Source organism: Kribbella sp. NPDC051586 (genome assembly GCF_044453965.1).
Lineage (GTDB): Bacteria > Actinomycetota > Actinomycetes > Propionibacteriales > Kribbellaceae > Kribbella.
The window spans coordinates 1212114-1229425 of the sequence record NZ_JBITDF010000002.1 but is presented as its reverse complement, the minus strand read 5'-3'; the positions used below and the strand labels follow the sequence as shown (position 1 = coordinate 1229425).

Here is a 17312-nt window from a genome sequence, read left to right as displayed (position 1 = left end):
CTTGTCTTGACCTATGGCGGATCGTCTGCCTACGGTTTCTAGTAATCGTTTACTAGGAGTGATCCGTGCCGAACCCTCGATCCGTCCCGCGCTTGCGCACCCTCGTCGCGATGCCTGCGGAAACCTGGTCAGAGGTGACCACCCCGGCGGTCCGGCATCGGCTGGAGGAGGTCGCCGAGCTGCTCGGCCTGGATCCGGCCGGCCGGCCGCGGTTGGAGGGCGCGTTCGCGGAGGTCGGCGACGGGTTGGCCGCGGCCGAGGTGTTGCTGACCGGGTGGGGATGTCCGCGGATCACGGCCGAGGTGCTCGATGCGGCGCCCAAGCTGCGGGCGATCGTGCATGCGGCAGGGACGATCAAGACGTTCGTGGATCCAGTGGTGTTCGAGCGGGGGATCGAGGTGTCGTCAGCGGCCGCGGCGAACGCGATCCCGGTCGCGGAGTTCACGCTCGCCGCGATCGTGCTGGCCGGGAAGCGGGCGTTCCGGCACCGGGACTGGTACCGGACCTCCGGCACGAAACGACCGTTGCCGGGGGCGCCGATCCTCGGCACGCTCGGTACGACGGTCGGCGTACTCGGTGCGTCGCGGATCGGGCGGCTGGTGATCGAGCGGTTGCATTCGCTGGACGTGGATGTGCTCGTGAGCGACCCGTATCTGAGCCCGGCGGAGGCGGCGTCGCTGGGTGCTCGATGGTGTGACCTGCCGGAGTTGTTCGCGGCGAGCAACATCGTGACCGTGCATGCGCCGCTGCTCCCGGAAACACACGGTCTGGTCTCGGCGGAACTGCTGTCGTCGATGCCGGACGGCGGGGTCCTGATCAACACCGCGCGCGGTCCACTCGTCGATCACGCAGCTTTGGAACGCGAGTGCGTCGCCGGCCGCCTGGACGCCATCCTCGACGTGACCGACCCCGAACCCCTACCTCCCGAGTCCCCTCTCCTCGACCTCCCCAACGTCTTCATCACCCCTCACCTGGCCGGTGCCATGGGCAACGAAACCACCCGCCTCGGCGACGCCGCGGTGGCGGAGGTCGAACGCCTGGCAGCCGGTCGCCCGCTTGCCCACCTCATCCACCGCGACGACCTCGGGCGGATCGCATGAACCGGGAGGTGCACGACCAAGGGGTGCGCCGGCTGCGCCTGCCCCCGCCTGACCGGCTGCTGTCGTCGCGGACGGGGTACACGCGGGAGACCTGGTTGGCGGTGGCCGATCATTTGCTGGACTCGCTGGTGCCTTGGTTCTCGGCCAGTGGGGCGCAGGTGCGGTTGCCGGGACGGGGGAGTTGGTCAGGGGCTGACTGCGACGGGTTGGAGGGGTTTGCGCGGTCATTCCTGCTGGCGGCGTTTCGGATGGCGGCGGATGGACGGGACGAGCGGCTGGTCGAGCGGTACGCGCGGGGCCTGGTGGCGGGCGCGGCGGGTGGGTGGCCGCGGTTGACGCCCTGTTCGCAGCAGATGGTGGAGGCGGCGGCGATCGCGGTCGGGTTGCACGAGTCGCGTGCATGGCTGTGGGACAAGCTCGACGTACCCGAGCAGGAGAAGGTGGTCGACTGGCTGGGCGGGTTCGTCGGGTCGCGGACGTGGGACAACAACTGGCGACTGTTCCAGGTCGTCGGGGAGCAGTTCCTCGCGTCGGTCGGCGCGCCGTACTCGCAGGACGACATCGACAGCGGGCTCGACCGGATCGAGGACTGGTACGTCGGCGACGGGTGGTACTCCGACGGCGACGGGCAGAACTTCGACCACTACATCGGCTGGGCGATGCACATGTACCCAGGCCTGTGGACCCGCATGGCCGGTCCGTCAGCAGATGGTCGCCTCACGGTCTACAAGGAACGCCTGCACCGCTTCCTCGAGGACGCCGTCCATCTCACGGGGACGGACGGCGCCCCGATCCACTTCGGCCGCTCTCTCTGCTATCGCATGGCGACCGCCGCGCCGTACTGGATGGGCGCCCTCCTCGACGCGACCCCGCTGACCCCCGGCCAGACGCGCCGCCTCTGCTCCGGCACGCTCCGCCATTTCATCGACCACGGCGTCCCGGACGAGCGCGGCCTCCTCACCCTCGGCTGGCATCACCACTTCCTCCCCACCACCCAGCCGTACTCCGGGCCGGCCTCCCCGTACTGGGCCTCCAAAGGATTCCTCGGCCTCCTGCTCCCGGCCGACCACGAGGTCTGGACCACCCGCGAGTCCGCCCTGCCCCTCGACGAGCAAGACCAGGTACGGGCGATGCCTGCGCCAGGCTTCTTGATCCAAGCAACCAAACACGACGGCATAGTCCGCCTCCTCAACCACGGCAGCGACCACGGCGGAGAAGGCGATCCCCACTACAACCGCCTCGCCTACTCAACCCGAACCGCACCCGACCTCCGCACGCCCGAGCAGCACCTGGACAACCACGTCACGCTTGTCGGCGCCGCTGGGTTACCCGAGCATCGGGGAAGGATCCGGCGCTTGTCTGTGACGCATGGTCAGGCGGGTTCTTGGTGGCAGGCAGGCGAGGCGCGGATCGAGGTGGTGAGTGTGGTGCACGGGCGGATTGAGGTGCGCTGCGTGTTGGTCGACGGGCCGGAGGGAGTTGTGAAGCACGGTGGTTATGCGGTGGCAGCCGTTCAGCAGCCTGACGTGACGACCGAGAGCATGTGGGCACAGGCGACGCGGGTGGATCGCCTCACGAGTGTGGTGGTCGGGCTGCACGGCTACGAGAAGGCCGCCGTACGACGCGACCTCGACGCGAACGCCTTCGGTCCGCACTCCGCGACGCCGTACCTCGAGGCTCAGCACGACGGAACAGATCCGCAGGTGCTCGTGTCCGCGGTGGTACTGTCCGGCGACACGGTCTGGCCGGGTGCGCTGGCCGAGAGCATCGAGGTCACGGTCGACGGCCGCCACGTACGGCTGCGGTTCGCCGACGGTACGACGGCCGACGTACAGCTGGGCGAGGAGGTGGGTGATGGCGGACCAGCCCCGATCGCGGGCGCGCCGGCGTGATCCCGAGGCCGCGCGGACCATCCGGGACGTGGCCGCCCGGGCCGGCGTCTCCACCGCGACCGTCTCCCGTGTTGTCAACGGCAACTATCCGGTCGCGGCCTCGACCCGGGACGCGGTCGAACGCGCGATGCGCGACCTCGGGTACGTCGCCAACGCGCACGCCCGCGCCCTGGCCGGATCGACCACGCGAGTCGTCGGCATAGTGGTCAGCGAGATCGTCGACCCGTTCTTCGCCTACATCGCCCGCGGGGTGCAGGCCGAGGCGCTCGCGTCCGGCCGCCTCTGCCTGGTCTGCTCGACGCAGGGTGGCGAGTCCGCCGAGCTCCGCTTCGTCGACCTACTCCTCGAGCAGCGCGCGGATGCCGTGATCCTGGTCGGCGGAGCGGTCGAGGACAAGGAGTACTTCGCCGCGGTCGGACAACGCGCCCGGCAACTCGCGAGCAGCGGTTCCAGCCTCGTCCTGTGCGGCCGGCCGGGGCTCGAGGCCGGCGTACCGGCGTACGCGGTGGAGTACGACAACCTCGGCGGCGCCGCGGCGATCACCGACCATCTGCTCAGCGCGGGGCACACCAAGATCCTCTACCTCGGCGGCCCGACCACGCTGTCCACGACCACCGCTCGGCTGCGCGGCTTCCGCCAAGCCTTCGCCGCCCGCAAACTCGAGCACGATCCAGGCCTTGTTCGCACCGGCGCGTTCGGCCGCCAGTGGGGATACGAGCAGACGCTGTGCGCGCTCGACGACGGCCTCGACTTCACCGCGATCTTCGCCGCCAACGACATCGTCGCTGCCGGGGTGTACGTCGCCCTGCGCGAGCGCGGCCTGGCCATCCCCGGCGACGTGTCGGTGGTCGGGTACGACGACGTACCGGTCGCGACCGAACTGCAGCCGGCGTTGACCACCGTCCGGGTGCCGCTGGAGGAGCTCGGCCGTGCCGCGGTGCGGGCCGGCCTCGCGGGGCAGGACCCGAACGCGGACCCGTTCGCGCACCAGCAGCCGATGACCACGCTCGGCACGGTCGTCGTCGTCCGCGACTCGGTCGGGCCGCCACGCTCCGACTGATCACTCACAGCTAACTCCCAGAGTGCACACCGTTCGGTGATCGTCACGATTCGCAGCGTGACCAGCGGTGACACTATGTCAGGACTTGACGGGGCTCGTGTCTCAGCGTGACGATGCGGTGCTTGACATATCCGGTTTGGACGATTGAGACTCAGCTCACTTTCGCGATCCGAGAGCGCTCTCAACTCCGTCCAAGTTCCAGGGAGCACGTCACATGCGGCCGAGTGCCCGCTACCGCCCCATAGCCGGACTGCTCGCCTGCGCCGCGGTCCTCCTCGCCACCGCGGCCTGCGGTGGTGGTTCCGGTACGTCCGATACGTCTGCCGCGCAGACGGACGGACCGAAGATCAAGCTGACCATCGCGACCTTCAACGAGTTCGGGTACGCCGACCTGTACGCCGAGTACGAGGCCGAGCACCCGAACATCACGATCGTCGAGCAGCACGCCAAGACGGTCGACGACCACGTCAAGAACCTGGACGCGAACCTGAAGTCCGGGACCGGGCTGGCCGACATCGAGGCGATGGAGGTCAGCTGGATCTACAAGTACCTGGCGAAGGCCGACAAGTTCGTCGACCTGCGCCAGTACGGCGCGGACGACCTGAAGGACCGCTGGCTCGACTGGAAGGTGGCCGGCGCGACCACGCAGGACGGGAAGATCATCGGCTACGGCACCGACATCGGTCCGGAGGCGATCTGCTACCGCCGCGACCTGTTCGCGAAGGCCGGGCTGCCGACCGATCGGACCCAGGTCGCGAAGCTGTTCCAGGACTGGCCGTCGTACTTCGCGACGGGGCGCAAGTTCAAGCAGAAGGTGCCCGGCTCGGCCTGGTACGACTCCGCCGTACTGACCTGGGAAGCGATGCGCAACCAGCTGATCCAGGCGTACTACTCGAACCAGGACCGTTTCCTCGCCGGCGAGAACCCGCTGCTGAAGAAGACCTGGAACCAGGTCGTGGCCGGTAGCAAGGACGGACTGTCGGCCGGGCTGGTGGCGTGGAGCGACCAGTGGAACGCGGCCTTCCGCACCGACAAGTTCGCGACGATGGCGTGCCCGGGCTGGCTGCTCGGCGTGATCCAGGACAACGCGGGCGGCTTCGGCAAGGGCAAGTGGGACGTCGCCGACGTGTTCCCCGGCGGTGGCGGCAACTGGGGCGGCTCGTACCTGACCGTGCCGGTGCAGTCGCCGCAGCCGGAGGAGGCCGCCAAGCTGGCCGCCTGGCTGACCGCGCCGGAGCAGCAGGTGAAGGTGTTCAAGAAGATCGGCTCGTTCCCGTCCACGCTCGACGCGTACGACGACCCGCAGGTGAAGTCGCAGGTCAACGCGTACTTCAACAAGGCGCCGGTCGGCCAGATCTTCATCGACCGGGCCCGGAACGTGATCCTCAAGCAGCACAAGGGACCTCGCGACGGCGAGATCAACCAGATCTTCAGCGCCGCGCTGGCCCGGGTCGACAACGGCAAGCAGTCCGCGGACGCGGCCTGGCAGCAGGCCGTCGACGAGGCGGAGGACGTTGCCGACACCCGGGTCGGGAACTGAAGAAATCTGTCAACACGCCCCAGTGGGCGGCCAACGGCTGACGCGCGTTCGACCTAGGACGTACTACCGTGTGAACGCAGGCCGGTCGACAGCTGAGGAGGGCCGATGGAAGGGTCTGGTTCTCCGACGCTGGAGCAGGTCGCGGCGGTCGCCGGGGTGTCGCGCGCGACGGTCTCGCGGGTCGTGAACGGTTCGCCGAAGGTGCTGCCGGACACGGTCGCCGCGGTCGAGGAGGCGATCCGTCAGCTGGGCTACGTCCCGAACCGGGCGGCCCGCGCGCTGGTGACCCGTCGTACCGATTCGGTGGCGCTCGTCGTACCGGAGCCGGACAGCCGGGTGTTCTCGGATCCGTTCTTCGCCGGGATGTTGAGCGGGGTCAGCCGGACGTTGGCGCCGACCTCGTCGCAGTTGGTGCTGCTGATCGAGCCGGCCGAAGGGGACGACCAGCGGTTCATCCGCTATCTGCGCGGCGGGCATGTCGATGGGGCGATCATCATCAGCCACCACGGGCGCGACAACGTGCTGCAGGAGATCGCGCAGTTGCCGTTGCCGATCGTATTCAGCGCGCGGCCGCTCGGGGTCGACGTACCGGTGGCCAGCGTCGACGTGGACAACGTGGCCGGTGCCCGTACTGGTGTCGAGCATCTGCTGTCGATCGGGCGGCGGAAGGTCGCGACGATCGCTGGGCCGCTCGACATGACGGCCGGCATTGATCGGTTGACCGGGTACAAGGACGTGATGAAGGCAGCTGGATTGCCGGAGATCATCGGGTACGGCGACTTCACGGCTGACGGTGGTGAGCAGGCGACACTGCGGGTGCTGGATGAGCATCCGGATCTGGACGGGCTGTTCGTCGCCTCCGACCTGATGGCGACCGCCGCTCTGCGTGTCCTCTCCCAACGTGGTCGGCGCGTCCCCGCTGATGTCGCCGTCGTCGGCTTCGACGACTCGGTCCTCGCAACCATGACCACGCCGAAGCTCACCACCGTCCGCCAGCCGGTCGAACAACTCGGCGCCCGCCTCGCCGAGATCCTCCTCGCAAAGATCGGCGGCGCCGACCTCACCAGCCCCGAGATCTACAACACCGAACTGATCATCCGCGACAGCGCCTGACCCAGTTCCCGCGGGCGAGTGTGGTGGGTGATCTGCCCATGCGTGCTCCGCAGCCGCTTTGTCGTCGCGACGCTCCTTGAGTGCTCCCGTTCATGGGTTATGTTGGTATGGCCAACATTGGTGACGCCAACGCTAAGAGTGGGGAGTTCAGATGAAGAGCGTGCTTGTGGTGGGGCGTAGTCCTAGCGTGCTGGAAGGGGTGGTGGAGCTGTTGCGGGGTGCTGGGTATCGGGCTGACGCGACTAATCAGTTCGAGCGGGTGATGGATGACTATGACGTCGGTGCGCTGGACGTGCTGGTGTTTGGTGGGATGGTGCCTCCGGACACGAAGGAGCACCTGCGGGAGGAGATCGGGAAGCGCAACGCCGGAATCACCGTGGTGCAGGGGCTTGTTGGGATTCCGGGGGTTATCGCGGCGCAGGTTGACACGGCGACCGGCGGGGACCCGTCGGCGGACGTCGAGTACAACGAGGGCGACCGGACGATCCACCTGACGCTGACGGACGACGTACGTGTGACGGTCGAGGCGTTCTGGATGACCTCGTGGACGCCGCCCGAGCCGAGCAGCACCTCGTCGACCGTGTTCGACGGTGAGTTCGCGGCGGGAGCCCACGAGATCGTACTTCCGGACGTCGTACCGACCGAAGGGTCGTTCGCGGTGGTCACGGTCGGCACCGAGGTGCGCGCGCTGGCAGTCGGGCCGATGCCGAAGGCCCTCGCGCGGATGGTTCCGAAGTCAGCGAGCGATCAGCGGCTGCCCGAGGTTGCGCGCGTGACGACCCGGTCGGACGGCTAGGGCGGGTCGTTCTGGAATTGGAATTGGACTCGGATCGAGTCGTCCAGGGGGATGACGATGGTGGTGTTGGAGGGGGACCAGGTTTGCGGGACGAGGAAGAGGCGGTTCTCGCCTACTACCAGTAGACGGAGACCTCGGTAGCGGTAGTTGAAGGTTTGGCCGGTGCCGGGGCGGAGGGTGGTTTCTTCCAGGCCGGGGGAGCGGAGGGCGAGCTTCTCCTTGGTGTCGAGGATGACTACCGGGAAGCGGTTCAGATGCCGGGCGTCGGATCTGGCCAGGCCGCGGCCGGAGTACTGCGCGGTTGTCGCGGTTGCCCAGAAGGCGCAGGTGACCGTGGCGACTGCGAGTAGAGCGATGAGGACTCGTTGTGGCCCGAGGGTCGGGTCGGCCTTGCGGCGCAGATAGGTGAGGTAGGCAAGCGCTGCGGCGGCGAAGCCGATGATGGCGGGGATGATGAGGGCGTAGTACGGCACCTGGCCGATGAGTGGGTAGGCCAGGAGGCCGGCTACGCCCACGACGAGGACGAGTACGGCGACGCGGGCGGCACGGCGTACTGCGACGGGGGTCGGGTGGATCGCGTTGTGCAGCAGGAGAGCAGCCACCGCTAGCAGGGTGATGACGAGGAGCGGGACGAGTAGTGGTTGCGGGCTGCGCATCACGTAGTCCTGCGTGCTCAGGCCGATCGTGTCGACGTCGATCCCGAAGTACTCGTACTGCGAACGCGACGAGACGTAGCCGAAGTAGAACAGCAGCGCGCTGAGCAGCGTCACCGGGGTGACGATGCCGGCGGCGAAACTGATCCAGCGTTCGGCCTGCGACCGTTCGTCGGCCATCTCAGCTCGTCGGCGTCTCGGGTGTCTCGCTCGGTTCGGGGTTGCCGAGCGCGCGCGTGTCGAAGCCGATCGAGCTGATGCTCTCCCGCTTGATCGACGCACAGTCCTCGTCGGTGGCGCAGGTAGCGGTCGCCGGAACAATCAACGTGGCGTGCTGACCTCCGTCGGCGGTTACCTGATGGACTCCGACGTAGCACGCCGGCTGATCGTCGGAGGTCACTTGGTGTCCGGGGCACTCCGGGCCCTGGTCGCCGCAGGCCGACTGGTCGAGTTCGAACAACTTCGGATCCACACCGGGTGTGTCGTACGTGAGTTTGGTGCCTTTCGGAAGCTCCAGCCCGGTCAGGCTCACGCCGACGCACTGCTTCGACTGGTCGTCGGGCTGATTCGCATCGGCCCCCGGACCGATCGGGAGGGAGACGATGTTGATCGAGGGCTGCTTCTGCTCCGGTTGGGTCGATTCGGCGCCGGTCGGCTCGGGCGCAGGTTCGGTGGTGTCGTCGGCGGTCACGGTGTCCACGGGCGTCGGCGTACCGCCGTCGTTCGACGAACATCCCGCCAGCAACAGCACTGTCACCGAAACCGCCGCAAGCAACGCTCGCATGACGACCACCCCCACGAACAGGATGACCCTGAGTGCAGATCACGACAACCTTTTGTTCACTCTCCGCTGCGACAACAAAGCATCCGTGATATCCCTAGTTGGCAAAAGGGGGGCCCATGACCGACCACGAGATCCGGATCGCGCTGGTTCTGAACGGTGGTGTCAGCCTGGCGGTCTGGATGGGCGGGGTGACGCACGAGCTGGATCTGATCCGGCGCGCGTCCGGCGGATCCGACGCGCCGGAATCCCAGCCGTACGACGCGGTGCTGGCGGACCGTTGGCGCGAGTTGTGCCACCGCGGCGAGGAGCGGCGGCGCCTGGTCGTCGACGTCATCGCGGGCACGAGTGCCGGCGGTCTGAACGGTTCGTTGCTCGCGACAGCGATCGCGAACGGCTCGACCCTGGATCCCGACGGGGACCACGGCCCGTGGCTGCGGCAGAAGTGGGTCTCGCTCGGCTCGCTCGACGTCGGCAAGCTGGTTCCGTCGGCCGGGGTGAAGTCGACCTCGGTGCTCGACGGCAAGTACTTCCTCCAGCAGCTCGAGGAGCTGCTCAAGGGCGTGGCCGACGCGGGCGAGAACGACGCCGAGGAGCCGGTGACGCTGTTCGTCACGGCCTCGGGGCTGGGGGTGCAGCAGTTCGAGGCGAAGGACGCGGCCGGTCAGGCCTTCGTCGTGCCCGACCATCGGTACCTGTACGGCTTCACGAGTGAGGACGCCCCGACGTACGACGGGTCCCGCCGGAAGTTCTCGGTCAAGGAGACGAACGGGCTGAAGGACACCGAGCTGCTCGCGCGGGCAGCGCGTGCGTCCGCGTCGTTCCCGGCGGCGTTCGGTCCGGTCCTGGAGACGCCCGAGCTGGCCGCGAGTCCGCCGCGGATGCAGCCGAGCCCGGCCGAGTCCGGTTCGTGGCTGGTGGACGGCGGCGTGCTCGACAACGCCCCGTTCGGTCCCGTGCTCGATGTCGTCGCCCGGCGGCCGGTGACCGGCAAGGCGACGCGTTACGTGCTGTACGTCGTACCGTCGGCCGGGATCGGGCACGCGTCGACCGCGTTGCCCGGCGCGAAGGAGCCGAGCTGGCGGGTGTCGGCGTTGTCGGCCGTCCAGTTCCCGCGCGAGGTCGACTTCCGCTCCGACGTCGAGCAGCTGGAGCGGTTGCTGCTGGAGGCGGACGCGTCCTGGTCCGACACCCAGCGGCTCTTCGACCGTTGCCTGAAGCAACCAGACGAGCGGGCCCGGTTGAAGGCGGCCGCCACGGCGCTGCAACCGGCGTACTCGCGGGGCCGCGCGGCCGGCGGGGTGTGGGAGGCGGTGACGATCGCGAGTCACGACCAGTCGACCGTGCTCGACGCCGCGACCGCGCTGTCGGAGCCGGAGATCGACGAGATCCTCGCGACCAAGCACCCGTGGGTGCCGGGGCCGGACGGTTCGACGACCGCCGTCCGTGACGATGCCGACGGCAACCCGAGCTGGTTGTGGGGCACCGGCGCCGCCGAGCGCATCGTCCGGCTGATCCTGCGTTCGCTGCGCACCCGGGTCAGCAAGGCACCGCGGCCCGAGCGGGCTGAGCTGGAGAAACGACTGACCGCGGCGAGCGATTGCCTGATGAAGGTGCAGGCGGTCCGCGACGCGCTGGACGTGCAGTTGGCCGCCGCGCATCTGGACCTGCGGCCGGCCGGCGGCGCGGAAGCCGTTGCCGTCGGGCTGAACGACATCTTCGAGGACCTGCAGATCCAGCGGGCGCTCGGTGACGCGTTCGCGGAGCTGGTCGCGGTGGTCGGCTGGGAGCTCGTCGACACCGCGCTCGAGGTGGAGATCGTGTCCCGCTGTACGTCGGCGCGTACGCCGCAGCAGCGCAGCGCGCCGTTCCAGTTCCTCCGGCTCGGGCCGGACATCCCGCTCGCCGTCCTCGACGAGCTGCAGGAAGGCTCGATCGCCAACCAGCTCAACGAGCGCATCTTGTACGGCAGTCAGGTCGGGCACTTCGGCGCGTTCGGTGCGGCCGACTGGCGGCGGTGGGACTGGTTGATGGGCCGGCTGCACTGCGTCGCGCACCTGGGCTCGATGCTCGGTGCGGACGCGGACTGGATCCGCGAGACGCAGCGGCAGGTGCTGCAGGCCGAGGGCTGGGAGCTCGACGCGATCGCCGAGCAGATCGAGCGACTGGCCAGGGACTTCCCGATCGACGCCGGGCTCAGCGCACTGGTGACGATGCGGGACGAGCTGAACGCGTCGCCCGAGGGCCGTGCGATCACCAAGGGCCTGGCCGACCGGATGGTCGACGTCTCCTCCGGCCTCGGGGCTGAGGTCGGCAACTGGGTGAAGGCGGCCGCGGGCCGCAAGCATCAGCCCGGGTCGTGGCTGCTGCGGACGGCGCGCTGGTTCACCGAGCCGGCCCGGCAGACGGCGTGGGCGCGGATGGTCCGCGGCGTCAAGCTGACGCCGGCGCACCGGCCGCTGATCTTCGAGCCATGGTTGCCTGCGGCAACAGCTGCGGTGGGCGTCCTGCTGCTGATCCTCGCGGCTGCCGTGGACGGCGTGCGCCTGCTCGCGGCGGTGCTCGCCGGGGCGGTTCTGGCGCTGAGCGCGGTCCTCGGCGTCGTGATCTGGTACGTACGGCGCGCCCGCCGCCGGATCCGCGCCTGGCTCGAACGGCGGATGCCGCAGATCAATCCAGAGTCACGAAGTCGATGAGCTCCTCGACCCGGCCGAGCAGCGACGGGTCGAGATCGGCGAAGCTGTTGACCTTGGACAGGATGTGCTTCCAGGCCGCGGCCACGTCGGCCTGATCGGTGGCCGGCCAGCCGAACGACTGCAGCACGCCCTTCTTCCAGTCCTGCCCGTGCGGGATCCGCGGCCAGGACTTGATCCCGACCGACGACGGCTTGACCGCCTCCCAGATGTCGATGAACGGGTGACCGACGACCCGCACGTACCGGTTGCTCACCTGGGCGGCGATCTTCGACTCCTTCGACCCCTCGACCAGGTGGTCGACGAGCACGCCGAGGCGCCGGCCGGGACCGGGCTGGAACCGGTTGACGATCTCGACCAGGTCGTCGACGCCCTCGAGGTACTCGACCACGACGCCCTCGATCCGCAGGTCGTCGCCCCAGACCCTCTCGACCAGCTCGGCGTCGTGGCGGCCCTCGACGTAGATCCGGCTGGCCCGCGCGACCTTGGCCCGGACGTTGTCCACGGCCACCGAGCCGGAGGCCGTCCGGGTCTTCTTCGCCGGGCCGGCCTTCTTCGGCGGCTTCAGGCTGACCGGTTTGCCGTCGATCCAGAAGCCCGGACCGAGCGGGTACGTGCGGATCTTGCCGTTCCGGTCCTCGAGGTCGACGACGCCGTGCTCCCAGCGCACGATCGCGCCGACGAACCCCGAAGTGGGCTCCTCGACGACCATCCCCTTCTCGATCTCGACCTCGACGGTCCGGCCGTTCTTCGGCTTCCGCCAGTCCCCACTGAGTACGTCGTTCCCATACCTGTCAGCCACGCGCCCAACGCTATGTCCCACCCACCCTCTTCCCCCTCAACCACACACCCGCTTCTCGCCGAGTCGTGCAGAAAGGCGGCACCCCCATCTGCCGAGTCGTGAATTGCGGTCTTTTTCTCCCACCCATTTCCACGACTCGACGTCGGCGGGCGGAGGTCAGCTTGGGGAGGGAGTGGGGGTGGGGGTGGGGTGGGGGGAGGGGGAGGCGGCGGTTAGGGCGAAGTAGGTGAGGAAGCCGACTACCAGGCCTACTGCCCACGAGTAGTCGTAGAGCGGTTTGAGGAACGGGATCAGGCCGTCCTGGGGGAACGGGCCGGCGCCCGGGTTCGAGTACGCGCCGCCGACGGCGAGCAGGGAGCCGAGGAGCGTGGCGACGACACCGCGCCAGTTCCAGCCGGCGGCGTACCAGTAGCGGCCGTTGGGCTGGTACAGGTCGGCGAGGAACAGGTTGGTGTGGTTGATCAGCCAGTACCCCGCGATCAGCACGCCGGCCACCGACGCGAGCAGACCGCCGTAGAACGACAGCCAGACGAAGATGTAGATCGACGGGTCCGAGATCAGCCGCCACGGCTGGATCACGATGCCGATCACACCTGTGACCAGGCCTGCGGTCCGGAAGTTCAGCCAGCGCGGGAGGGCGTTGGCGAAGTCGTACGACGGACTGACGACGTTGGCCGCGACGTTGCAGGACATCGTCGCGAGGATCGCCATGATCAGGCCGATCGTGACGATCACCGGGTTCTCGAAGCGGCGGGTCAGCTCGACCGGGTCCCAGATCGCCGAGCCGTACAGCACGACCGTGCCGGAGGTGGTGATGATCGAGACCAGCGCGATGAACGACATCGTCGTCGGCAGGCCGATGATCTGGCCCCAGACCTGCGCCCGCTGGCCCTTCCCGAACCGGGTGAAGTCCGGCATGTTCAGCGACAGCGTCGCCCAGAACGCGATCATGCCCATCAGCGACGGCGCGAAGATCTTCCAGAAGTCGGCGTCCCAGCCGAGCTTCGACGGCTGCGACAGGATCGGCCCGAAGCCGCCGGCCTTGACCAGGATCGCGATCATCAGCGCCACGAACGCGACCGTCACCAGCGGCGCCGCCCAGTTCTCGAACCGGCGCAGGCCCTCGATGCCGCGGAAGATCAGCACCATCTGCAACACCCAGAAGAACGCGAAGCTCAGCCACATCGTCCACGGATGGCCGCCGATCGCCGACGCCTCGTTCCATCCCTTGCCGAACAGTTCGCCGACGATCACGTAGATCGCCTGGCCGCCGATCCAGGTCTGGATGCCGAACCAGCCACACGCGATGAACGCGCGCAGCAGCGCCGGGAAGTTGGCGCCGCGGACGCCGTAGAACGCCCGGGCGAACACCGGGAACGGGATGCCGTACTTGGTACCCGCGTGGCTGTTCAGCAGCAGCGGGATCAGCACGATCAGGTTCCCCAGCGTGATGGTGAGGAACGCCTGCAACCAGTTCATCCCGATCGCGACCAGGCCGGACGCCAGCAGATAGCTGGGGATGTTGTGCGCCATCCCCATCCACAACGCGGCGTAGTTGTACGTCGTCCACATCCGCTGCGGCAACCGCGTCGGCGCCAGCTCGGCGTTCGCGTACGGGCTGTCGGCCAGCGCGCCCGGGTCGGTCAGCTCGACTCGTCCATCGGGGTGCACGGTCTGTTCAACAGTGGCCACAGGTCCCACCTCATCCGGTCGGGCGATGTCCGTTCCGAACAAGTTGCGCGACGAGATGACGTCGTGTCAACGGACAACTACCCGAAAGGGCGTCATCCCGGGCCGAGCAAGGGCAGGCTCGGGCGCTGCGGCGTGCCCAAGGCCTGGTACCCGCGGCGGATCGCGTCCTGGAGTTTCTCGACCGGCCACGGCCAGTCCTCGGTGTGCTTCAGCGCGTCGTCCAGCGGGGTGCCGGCGTGGTGCAGCGTGGAGATCGTGTTGGCGACCTTGCCCAGCTCGATCGCCTGGTCGCGGGCGAACTCGGTGTCGACGACCGCGCCGTGCCCGGGAACGATCTTGGTTGCCGCGGTCATCATCCCGACCACGGCCTCGATCGTGTCCGGCCACTCGAGTGGGAACGAGTCCTCGCCGTACGACGGCGGCGCAGACTCCTCGATCAGATCGCCGACGAAGGACACGTCGGCATCGGGTACGACGACCACGGTGTCGCCGGACGTGTGCGCGTTGCCGACGTGCAGGAGCTCGACGTGGCGGTCGCCGAGGTCGATCACCTTGGCGGCCGCGAACGTCGTACCGGCGAGGTCCGCTTCGGTCGCCGCGTTCTCGTGCAGGTAGACGGTGGCGTCGGCGAAGACGCTGTTGCCGGCGACGTGGTCGAAGTGCGCGTGGGTGTTGACGACCCAGCGGACCGGGGCGTCGGTGAGCTCGCGGATGTGTTCACGCAGTTGCTCGGCCTCTTCGGTGGTGGCGCGGGTGTCGATCACCAGCGCCCCGTCGGATCCGACGACCAGGCCGACGTTCAGGTCCCACTCCTCGTACCGCCGGACCCAGGTGCGGTCGCCGATCTCCGTCCACTCACTCATGGTCACGACATTACTTGCCCATTTACTTGCTCAGGACGTCGCCCTTGATCACCTGGTCGCGCTGGATGCCGCGGAGCAGCAGGCCGACGTTGTCGCCGGCCTTCGCGGTCCTCACGATCTTGCGGAACATCTCGACGCCGGTCACCTCGACCTGCAGCAACGGCTGCCCGGCGCGGCTGAGCAGCACCTGCTCGCCGACCGATACCGTGCCGGCCTGCACCCGCCCGGTCACCACCGTGCCGCGACCGGTGATCGAGAACACATCCTCGACCGTCATCCCGAACGAGCCGACCGGCAACGAGTCCTGCGGCCGCGGCGCACCGGGGAAGCTGTTCGCCTGCGCATGCCCGCGCGCGAGCATCTCCTGCGGATCCATCGGATTCGACCGCTTCCAGAACTTCCAGCTCATCCCTCGACACTAATGGTTGGCAAGCCCTCTCCCCGGGACTTAGGCTCGCAAGTGTTCCGATCGGAACGTCGAAACTTTCGAAGGGTGATCGGTGTGACGACACGACGTGCTGTGGTGGTCCGGGGCGGTTGGGAAGGGCACTCGCCGGTCGAGGCGACCGACCTGTTCATCCCCTACCTGAAGGAGAACGGTTTCGAGGTCACCGTCTCCGACACGACCGCGAGCTACCTCGAGCTGGACGGCGTCGACCTCGTCCTGCAGTGCGTCACGATGAGCGAGATCGAGCCCGAACACTTCAAGGGGCTGGAGGCGGCGATCCGGCGCGGCACCGGGTTCGCCGGCTGGCACGGCGGCATCGCGGACTCGTTCCGGAAGAACGTCGACTACAGCTTCATCACCGGCGGGCAGTTCATCTCGCACCCGCACGGCTTCACCGACTACCGCGTCGAGATCGTGAAGGATCACCCGATCGTCGAAGGCATCGAGCACTTCGACGTCCACACCGAGCAGTACTACGTGCACTACGACCCGACCAACAACGTGCTCGCGACGACGACGTTCAAGTCGCACCCGGACTACCCGTGGATCGAGGGGGCCGTGATGCCGGCGATCTGGACCCGCACCTGGGGTGAGGGCAAGGTCTTCGTCTGCACGGTCGGCCACAAGCTGGACGACCTGGAGACGCCCGAGGTACGCACGATCATCGAGCGGGGGCTGCTGTGGGCGAGCAAGTGACCAACGTCGGCATCGTCGGCACCGGCGTCATCTCCGGCACGTACCTCGACCATCTGGCCAAGCTGCCCGGCGTCGACGTGGTCGCGGTGGCCGACCTCGACCGCAGCCGCGCCGAGACGATCGCGGACCAGCACGAGGGCATCCGTGCGCTCACCCCGGACGAGCTGTACACCGCGGACGACGTCGAGATCGTGCTCAACCTGACCATCCCGGCCGCACACGCACCGGTGCACCAGGCCGCGATGGAGGCCGGCAAGCACGTGTACGGCGAGAAGCCGCTGGCCGTGGACCGTGCCGCGGCGGAGCCGCTGCTGAAGTACGCCGCCGCGAACGACCTCCGCGTCGGCTGCGCCCCGGACACCGTGCTCGGTACGGGGACGCAGACCGCTCGCGCAGTGATCGACCGCGGCGACATCGGCGTACCGCATGCCGCGACTGCGTCGTTCGTCACGCCAGGGCATGAGCTGTGGCACCCGGCGCCGGAGTTCTACTACCAGCCGGGCGGTGGGCCGGTCCTCGACATGGGGCCGTACTACGTGACCAGTCTGGTCACCCTGCTCGGTCCGGTACGTCGGGTCACGGCGCGGGCCGGCCAGTCGAAGCAGGAGCGGCAGATCCACTCCGGACCGCGAGCGGGTACGACGTTCCCGGTGGAGGTGCCGACGCACGTCACCGGCGTACTGGAGCACGAGTCCGGTGCGTTGACCACTGTCCTGATGTCCTTCGACGTCTGGGCTGCGCGCTTGCCGCGGATCGAAGTCCACGGGACCGAGGGCAGCCTGTCCGTGCCGGACCCGAACGGCTTCGACGGCACGGTCGAGCTCGCGATGGCCGCGCGGCGCGAGTGGACCGAGGTCCCCGTCGCCGGTGGGTACGCCGGAGCCGGCCGGGGTGTCGGTGTGGCAGACATGGCGCGGGCGCTCCGTCGCGGTGAGCCACACCGCGCTGACGGAGCGTTGGCGTACCACGTGCTCGACGTACTCGAGTCACTGCTCGAAGCGGCTGTCCAGGATCAGCCCGTGGACGTCGCGAGTACGGTCGACCGGCCCGCCGCCGTACCGTTGGGGGCGTCGCCCGAGACAGCTTGAGGTCGAGCTGGGAATCAGGCTGAGACCCGCCCCACGCCGCCGTGCGTCGGGCGGGCTCCTCCGGCTCGGTAGACTGGCACTCGGAACTTTCGAGT

15 protein-coding genes are annotated in these 17312 nt (G+C 68.5%); 9 read left to right on the top strand and 6 right to left on the bottom strand.

Translation table 11 applies throughout. From position 1 onward, the window contains the following. The first annotated feature begins 110 nt into the window (after positions 1 to 110). The 6 genes from ACIA58_RS16195 to ACIA58_RS16170 all read left to right on the top strand — a co-directional run bounded on the left by ACIA58_RS16195 (position 111) and on the right by ACIA58_RS16170 (position 7501). On the top strand, positions 111 to 1100 hold the full coding sequence (locus ACIA58_RS16195; RefSeq protein ID WP_396404437.1) for a hydroxyacid dehydrogenase: 990 nt from the start codon (positions 111 to 113) through the stop codon (positions 1098 to 1100). Next, positions 1097 to 2992 carry a DUF2264 domain-containing protein gene (locus tag ACIA58_RS16190; RefSeq protein ID WP_396404436.1) on the top strand — a complete coding sequence of 632 codons (1896 nt, stop codon included), beginning with the start codon at positions 1097 to 1099 and terminating at the stop codon, positions 2990 to 2992. The genes ACIA58_RS16195 and ACIA58_RS16190 overlap by 4 nt, the downstream gene beginning before the upstream one ends. Further along, complete coding sequence (locus ACIA58_RS16185; protein ID WP_396404435.1) at positions 2955 to 4052, top strand: LacI family DNA-binding transcriptional regulator; 1098 nt, start codon at positions 2955 to 2957, stop codon at positions 4050 to 4052. The genes ACIA58_RS16190 and ACIA58_RS16185 overlap by 38 nt, the downstream gene beginning before the upstream one ends. Positions 4053 to 4266: 214 nt before the next feature. Beyond that, on the top strand, positions 4267 to 5592 hold the full coding sequence (locus ACIA58_RS16180; protein ID WP_396404434.1) for an extracellular solute-binding protein: 1326 nt from the start codon (positions 4267 to 4269) through the stop codon (positions 5590 to 5592). A 105-nt stretch (positions 5593 to 5697) separates the two neighbouring features. Continuing rightward, positions 5698 to 6705, top strand: a complete 1008-nt coding sequence (locus ACIA58_RS16175) for a LacI family DNA-binding transcriptional regulator (RefSeq protein ID WP_396404433.1) — start codon at positions 5698 to 5700, stop codon at positions 6703 to 6705. A 151-nt stretch (positions 6706 to 6856) separates the two neighbouring features. Then, positions 6857 to 7501, top strand: a complete 645-nt coding sequence (locus tag ACIA58_RS16170; protein ID WP_396404432.1) for a hypothetical protein — start codon at positions 6857 to 6859, stop codon at positions 7499 to 7501. On the opposite strand, the gene ACIA58_RS16165 is transcribed toward ACIA58_RS16170, so the two are convergent. Then, entirely contained in the window at positions 7498 to 8334 is an 837-nt protein-coding gene (locus ACIA58_RS16165) for a hypothetical protein (RefSeq protein ID WP_396404431.1), read from the bottom strand. The genes ACIA58_RS16170 and ACIA58_RS16165 overlap by 4 nt on opposite strands. 1 nt (position 8335) lies before the next feature. Further along, entirely contained in the window at positions 8336 to 8938 is a 603-nt protein-coding gene (locus ACIA58_RS16160) for a hypothetical protein (protein ID WP_396404430.1), read from the bottom strand. A 116-nt stretch (positions 8939 to 9054) separates the two neighbouring features. On the opposite strand from ACIA58_RS16160, the gene ACIA58_RS16155 reads away from it, so the two are divergent. Then, entirely contained in the window at positions 9055 to 11631 is a 2577-nt protein-coding gene (locus ACIA58_RS16155; protein ID WP_396404429.1) for a DUF3376 domain-containing protein, read from the top strand. Here ACIA58_RS16155 and ACIA58_RS16150 read toward each other — a convergent pair. The 4 genes from ACIA58_RS16150 to ACIA58_RS16135 form a co-directional block, all read right to left on the bottom strand. Beyond that, the gene (locus ACIA58_RS16150; RefSeq protein WP_396404428.1) at positions 11606 to 12430 is read right to left on the bottom strand and encodes a DUF3097 domain-containing protein; all 825 of its coding nucleotides are present in this window, start codon (positions 12428 to 12430) and stop codon (positions 11606 to 11608) included. The genes ACIA58_RS16155 and ACIA58_RS16150 overlap by 26 nt on opposite strands. Before the next feature lie 156 nt (positions 12431 to 12586). Then, positions 12587 to 14122 carry an NCS1 family nucleobase:cation symporter-1 gene (locus ACIA58_RS16145; protein WP_396404427.1) on the bottom strand — a complete coding sequence of 512 codons (1536 nt, stop codon included), beginning with the start codon at positions 14120 to 14122 and terminating at the stop codon, positions 12587 to 12589. A gap of 92 nt (positions 14123 to 14214) precedes the next feature. Next, positions 14215 to 14985, bottom strand: coding sequence for an MBL fold metallo-hydrolase (locus ACIA58_RS16140; protein WP_396404426.1), 771 nt, complete (start codon positions 14983 to 14985; stop codon positions 14215 to 14217). 22 nt (positions 14986 to 15007) lie between these two features. After that, entirely contained in the window at positions 15008 to 15394 is a 387-nt protein-coding gene (locus tag ACIA58_RS16135; protein WP_396404425.1) for an EF-Tu/IF-2/RF-3 family GTPase, read from the bottom strand. A 93-nt stretch (positions 15395 to 15487) separates the two neighbouring features. On the opposite strand from ACIA58_RS16135, the gene ACIA58_RS16130 reads away from it, so the two are divergent. Both ACIA58_RS16130 and ACIA58_RS16125 read left to right on the top strand, forming a co-directional pair. After that, entirely contained in the window at positions 15488 to 16129 is a 642-nt protein-coding gene (locus tag ACIA58_RS16130; RefSeq protein WP_396404424.1) for a ThuA domain-containing protein, read from the top strand. Continuing rightward, on the top strand, positions 16114 to 17217 hold the full coding sequence (locus tag ACIA58_RS16125; protein WP_396404423.1) for a Gfo/Idh/MocA family protein: 1104 nt from the start codon (positions 16114 to 16116) through the stop codon (positions 17215 to 17217). The genes ACIA58_RS16130 and ACIA58_RS16125 overlap by 16 nt, the downstream gene beginning before the upstream one ends. The last annotated feature ends 95 nt before the right edge of the window (positions 17218 to 17312 follow it).

Coding starts and splice junctions, on each gene's coding strand:
- ACIA58_RS16195 (WP_396404437.1), top strand. CDS start 111: ATGCCTGCGGAAACCTGGTCAGAGGTGACCACCCCGGCGGTCCGGCAT.
- ACIA58_RS16190 (WP_396404436.1), top strand. CDS start 1,097: ATGAACCGGGAGGTGCACGACCAAGGGGTGCGCCGGCTGCGCCTGCCC.
- ACIA58_RS16185 (WP_396404435.1), top strand. CDS start 2,955: ATGGCGGACCAGCCCCGATCGCGGGCGCGCCGGCGTGATCCCGAGGCC.
- ACIA58_RS16180 (WP_396404434.1), top strand. CDS start 4,267: ATGCGGCCGAGTGCCCGCTACCGCCCCATAGCCGGACTGCTCGCCTGC.
- ACIA58_RS16175 (WP_396404433.1), top strand. CDS start 5,698: ATGGAAGGGTCTGGTTCTCCGACGCTGGAGCAGGTCGCGGCGGTCGCC.
- ACIA58_RS16170 (WP_396404432.1), top strand. CDS start 6,857: ATGAAGAGCGTGCTTGTGGTGGGGCGTAGTCCTAGCGTGCTGGAAGGG.
- ACIA58_RS16165 (WP_396404431.1), bottom strand. CDS start 8,334: ATGGCCGACGAACGGTCGCAGGCCGAACGCTGGATCAGTTTCGCCGCC.
- ACIA58_RS16160 (WP_396404430.1), bottom strand. CDS start 8,938: ATGCGAGCGTTGCTTGCGGCGGTTTCGGTGACAGTGCTGTTGCTGGCG.
- ACIA58_RS16155 (WP_396404429.1), top strand. CDS start 9,055: ATGACCGACCACGAGATCCGGATCGCGCTGGTTCTGAACGGTGGTGTC.
- ACIA58_RS16140 (WP_396404426.1), bottom strand. CDS start 14,985: ATGAGTGAGTGGACGGAGATCGGCGACCGCACCTGGGTCCGGCGGTAC.
- ACIA58_RS16135 (WP_396404425.1), bottom strand. CDS start 15,394: ATGAGCTGGAAGTTCTGGAAGCGGTCGAATCCGATGGATCCGCAGGAG.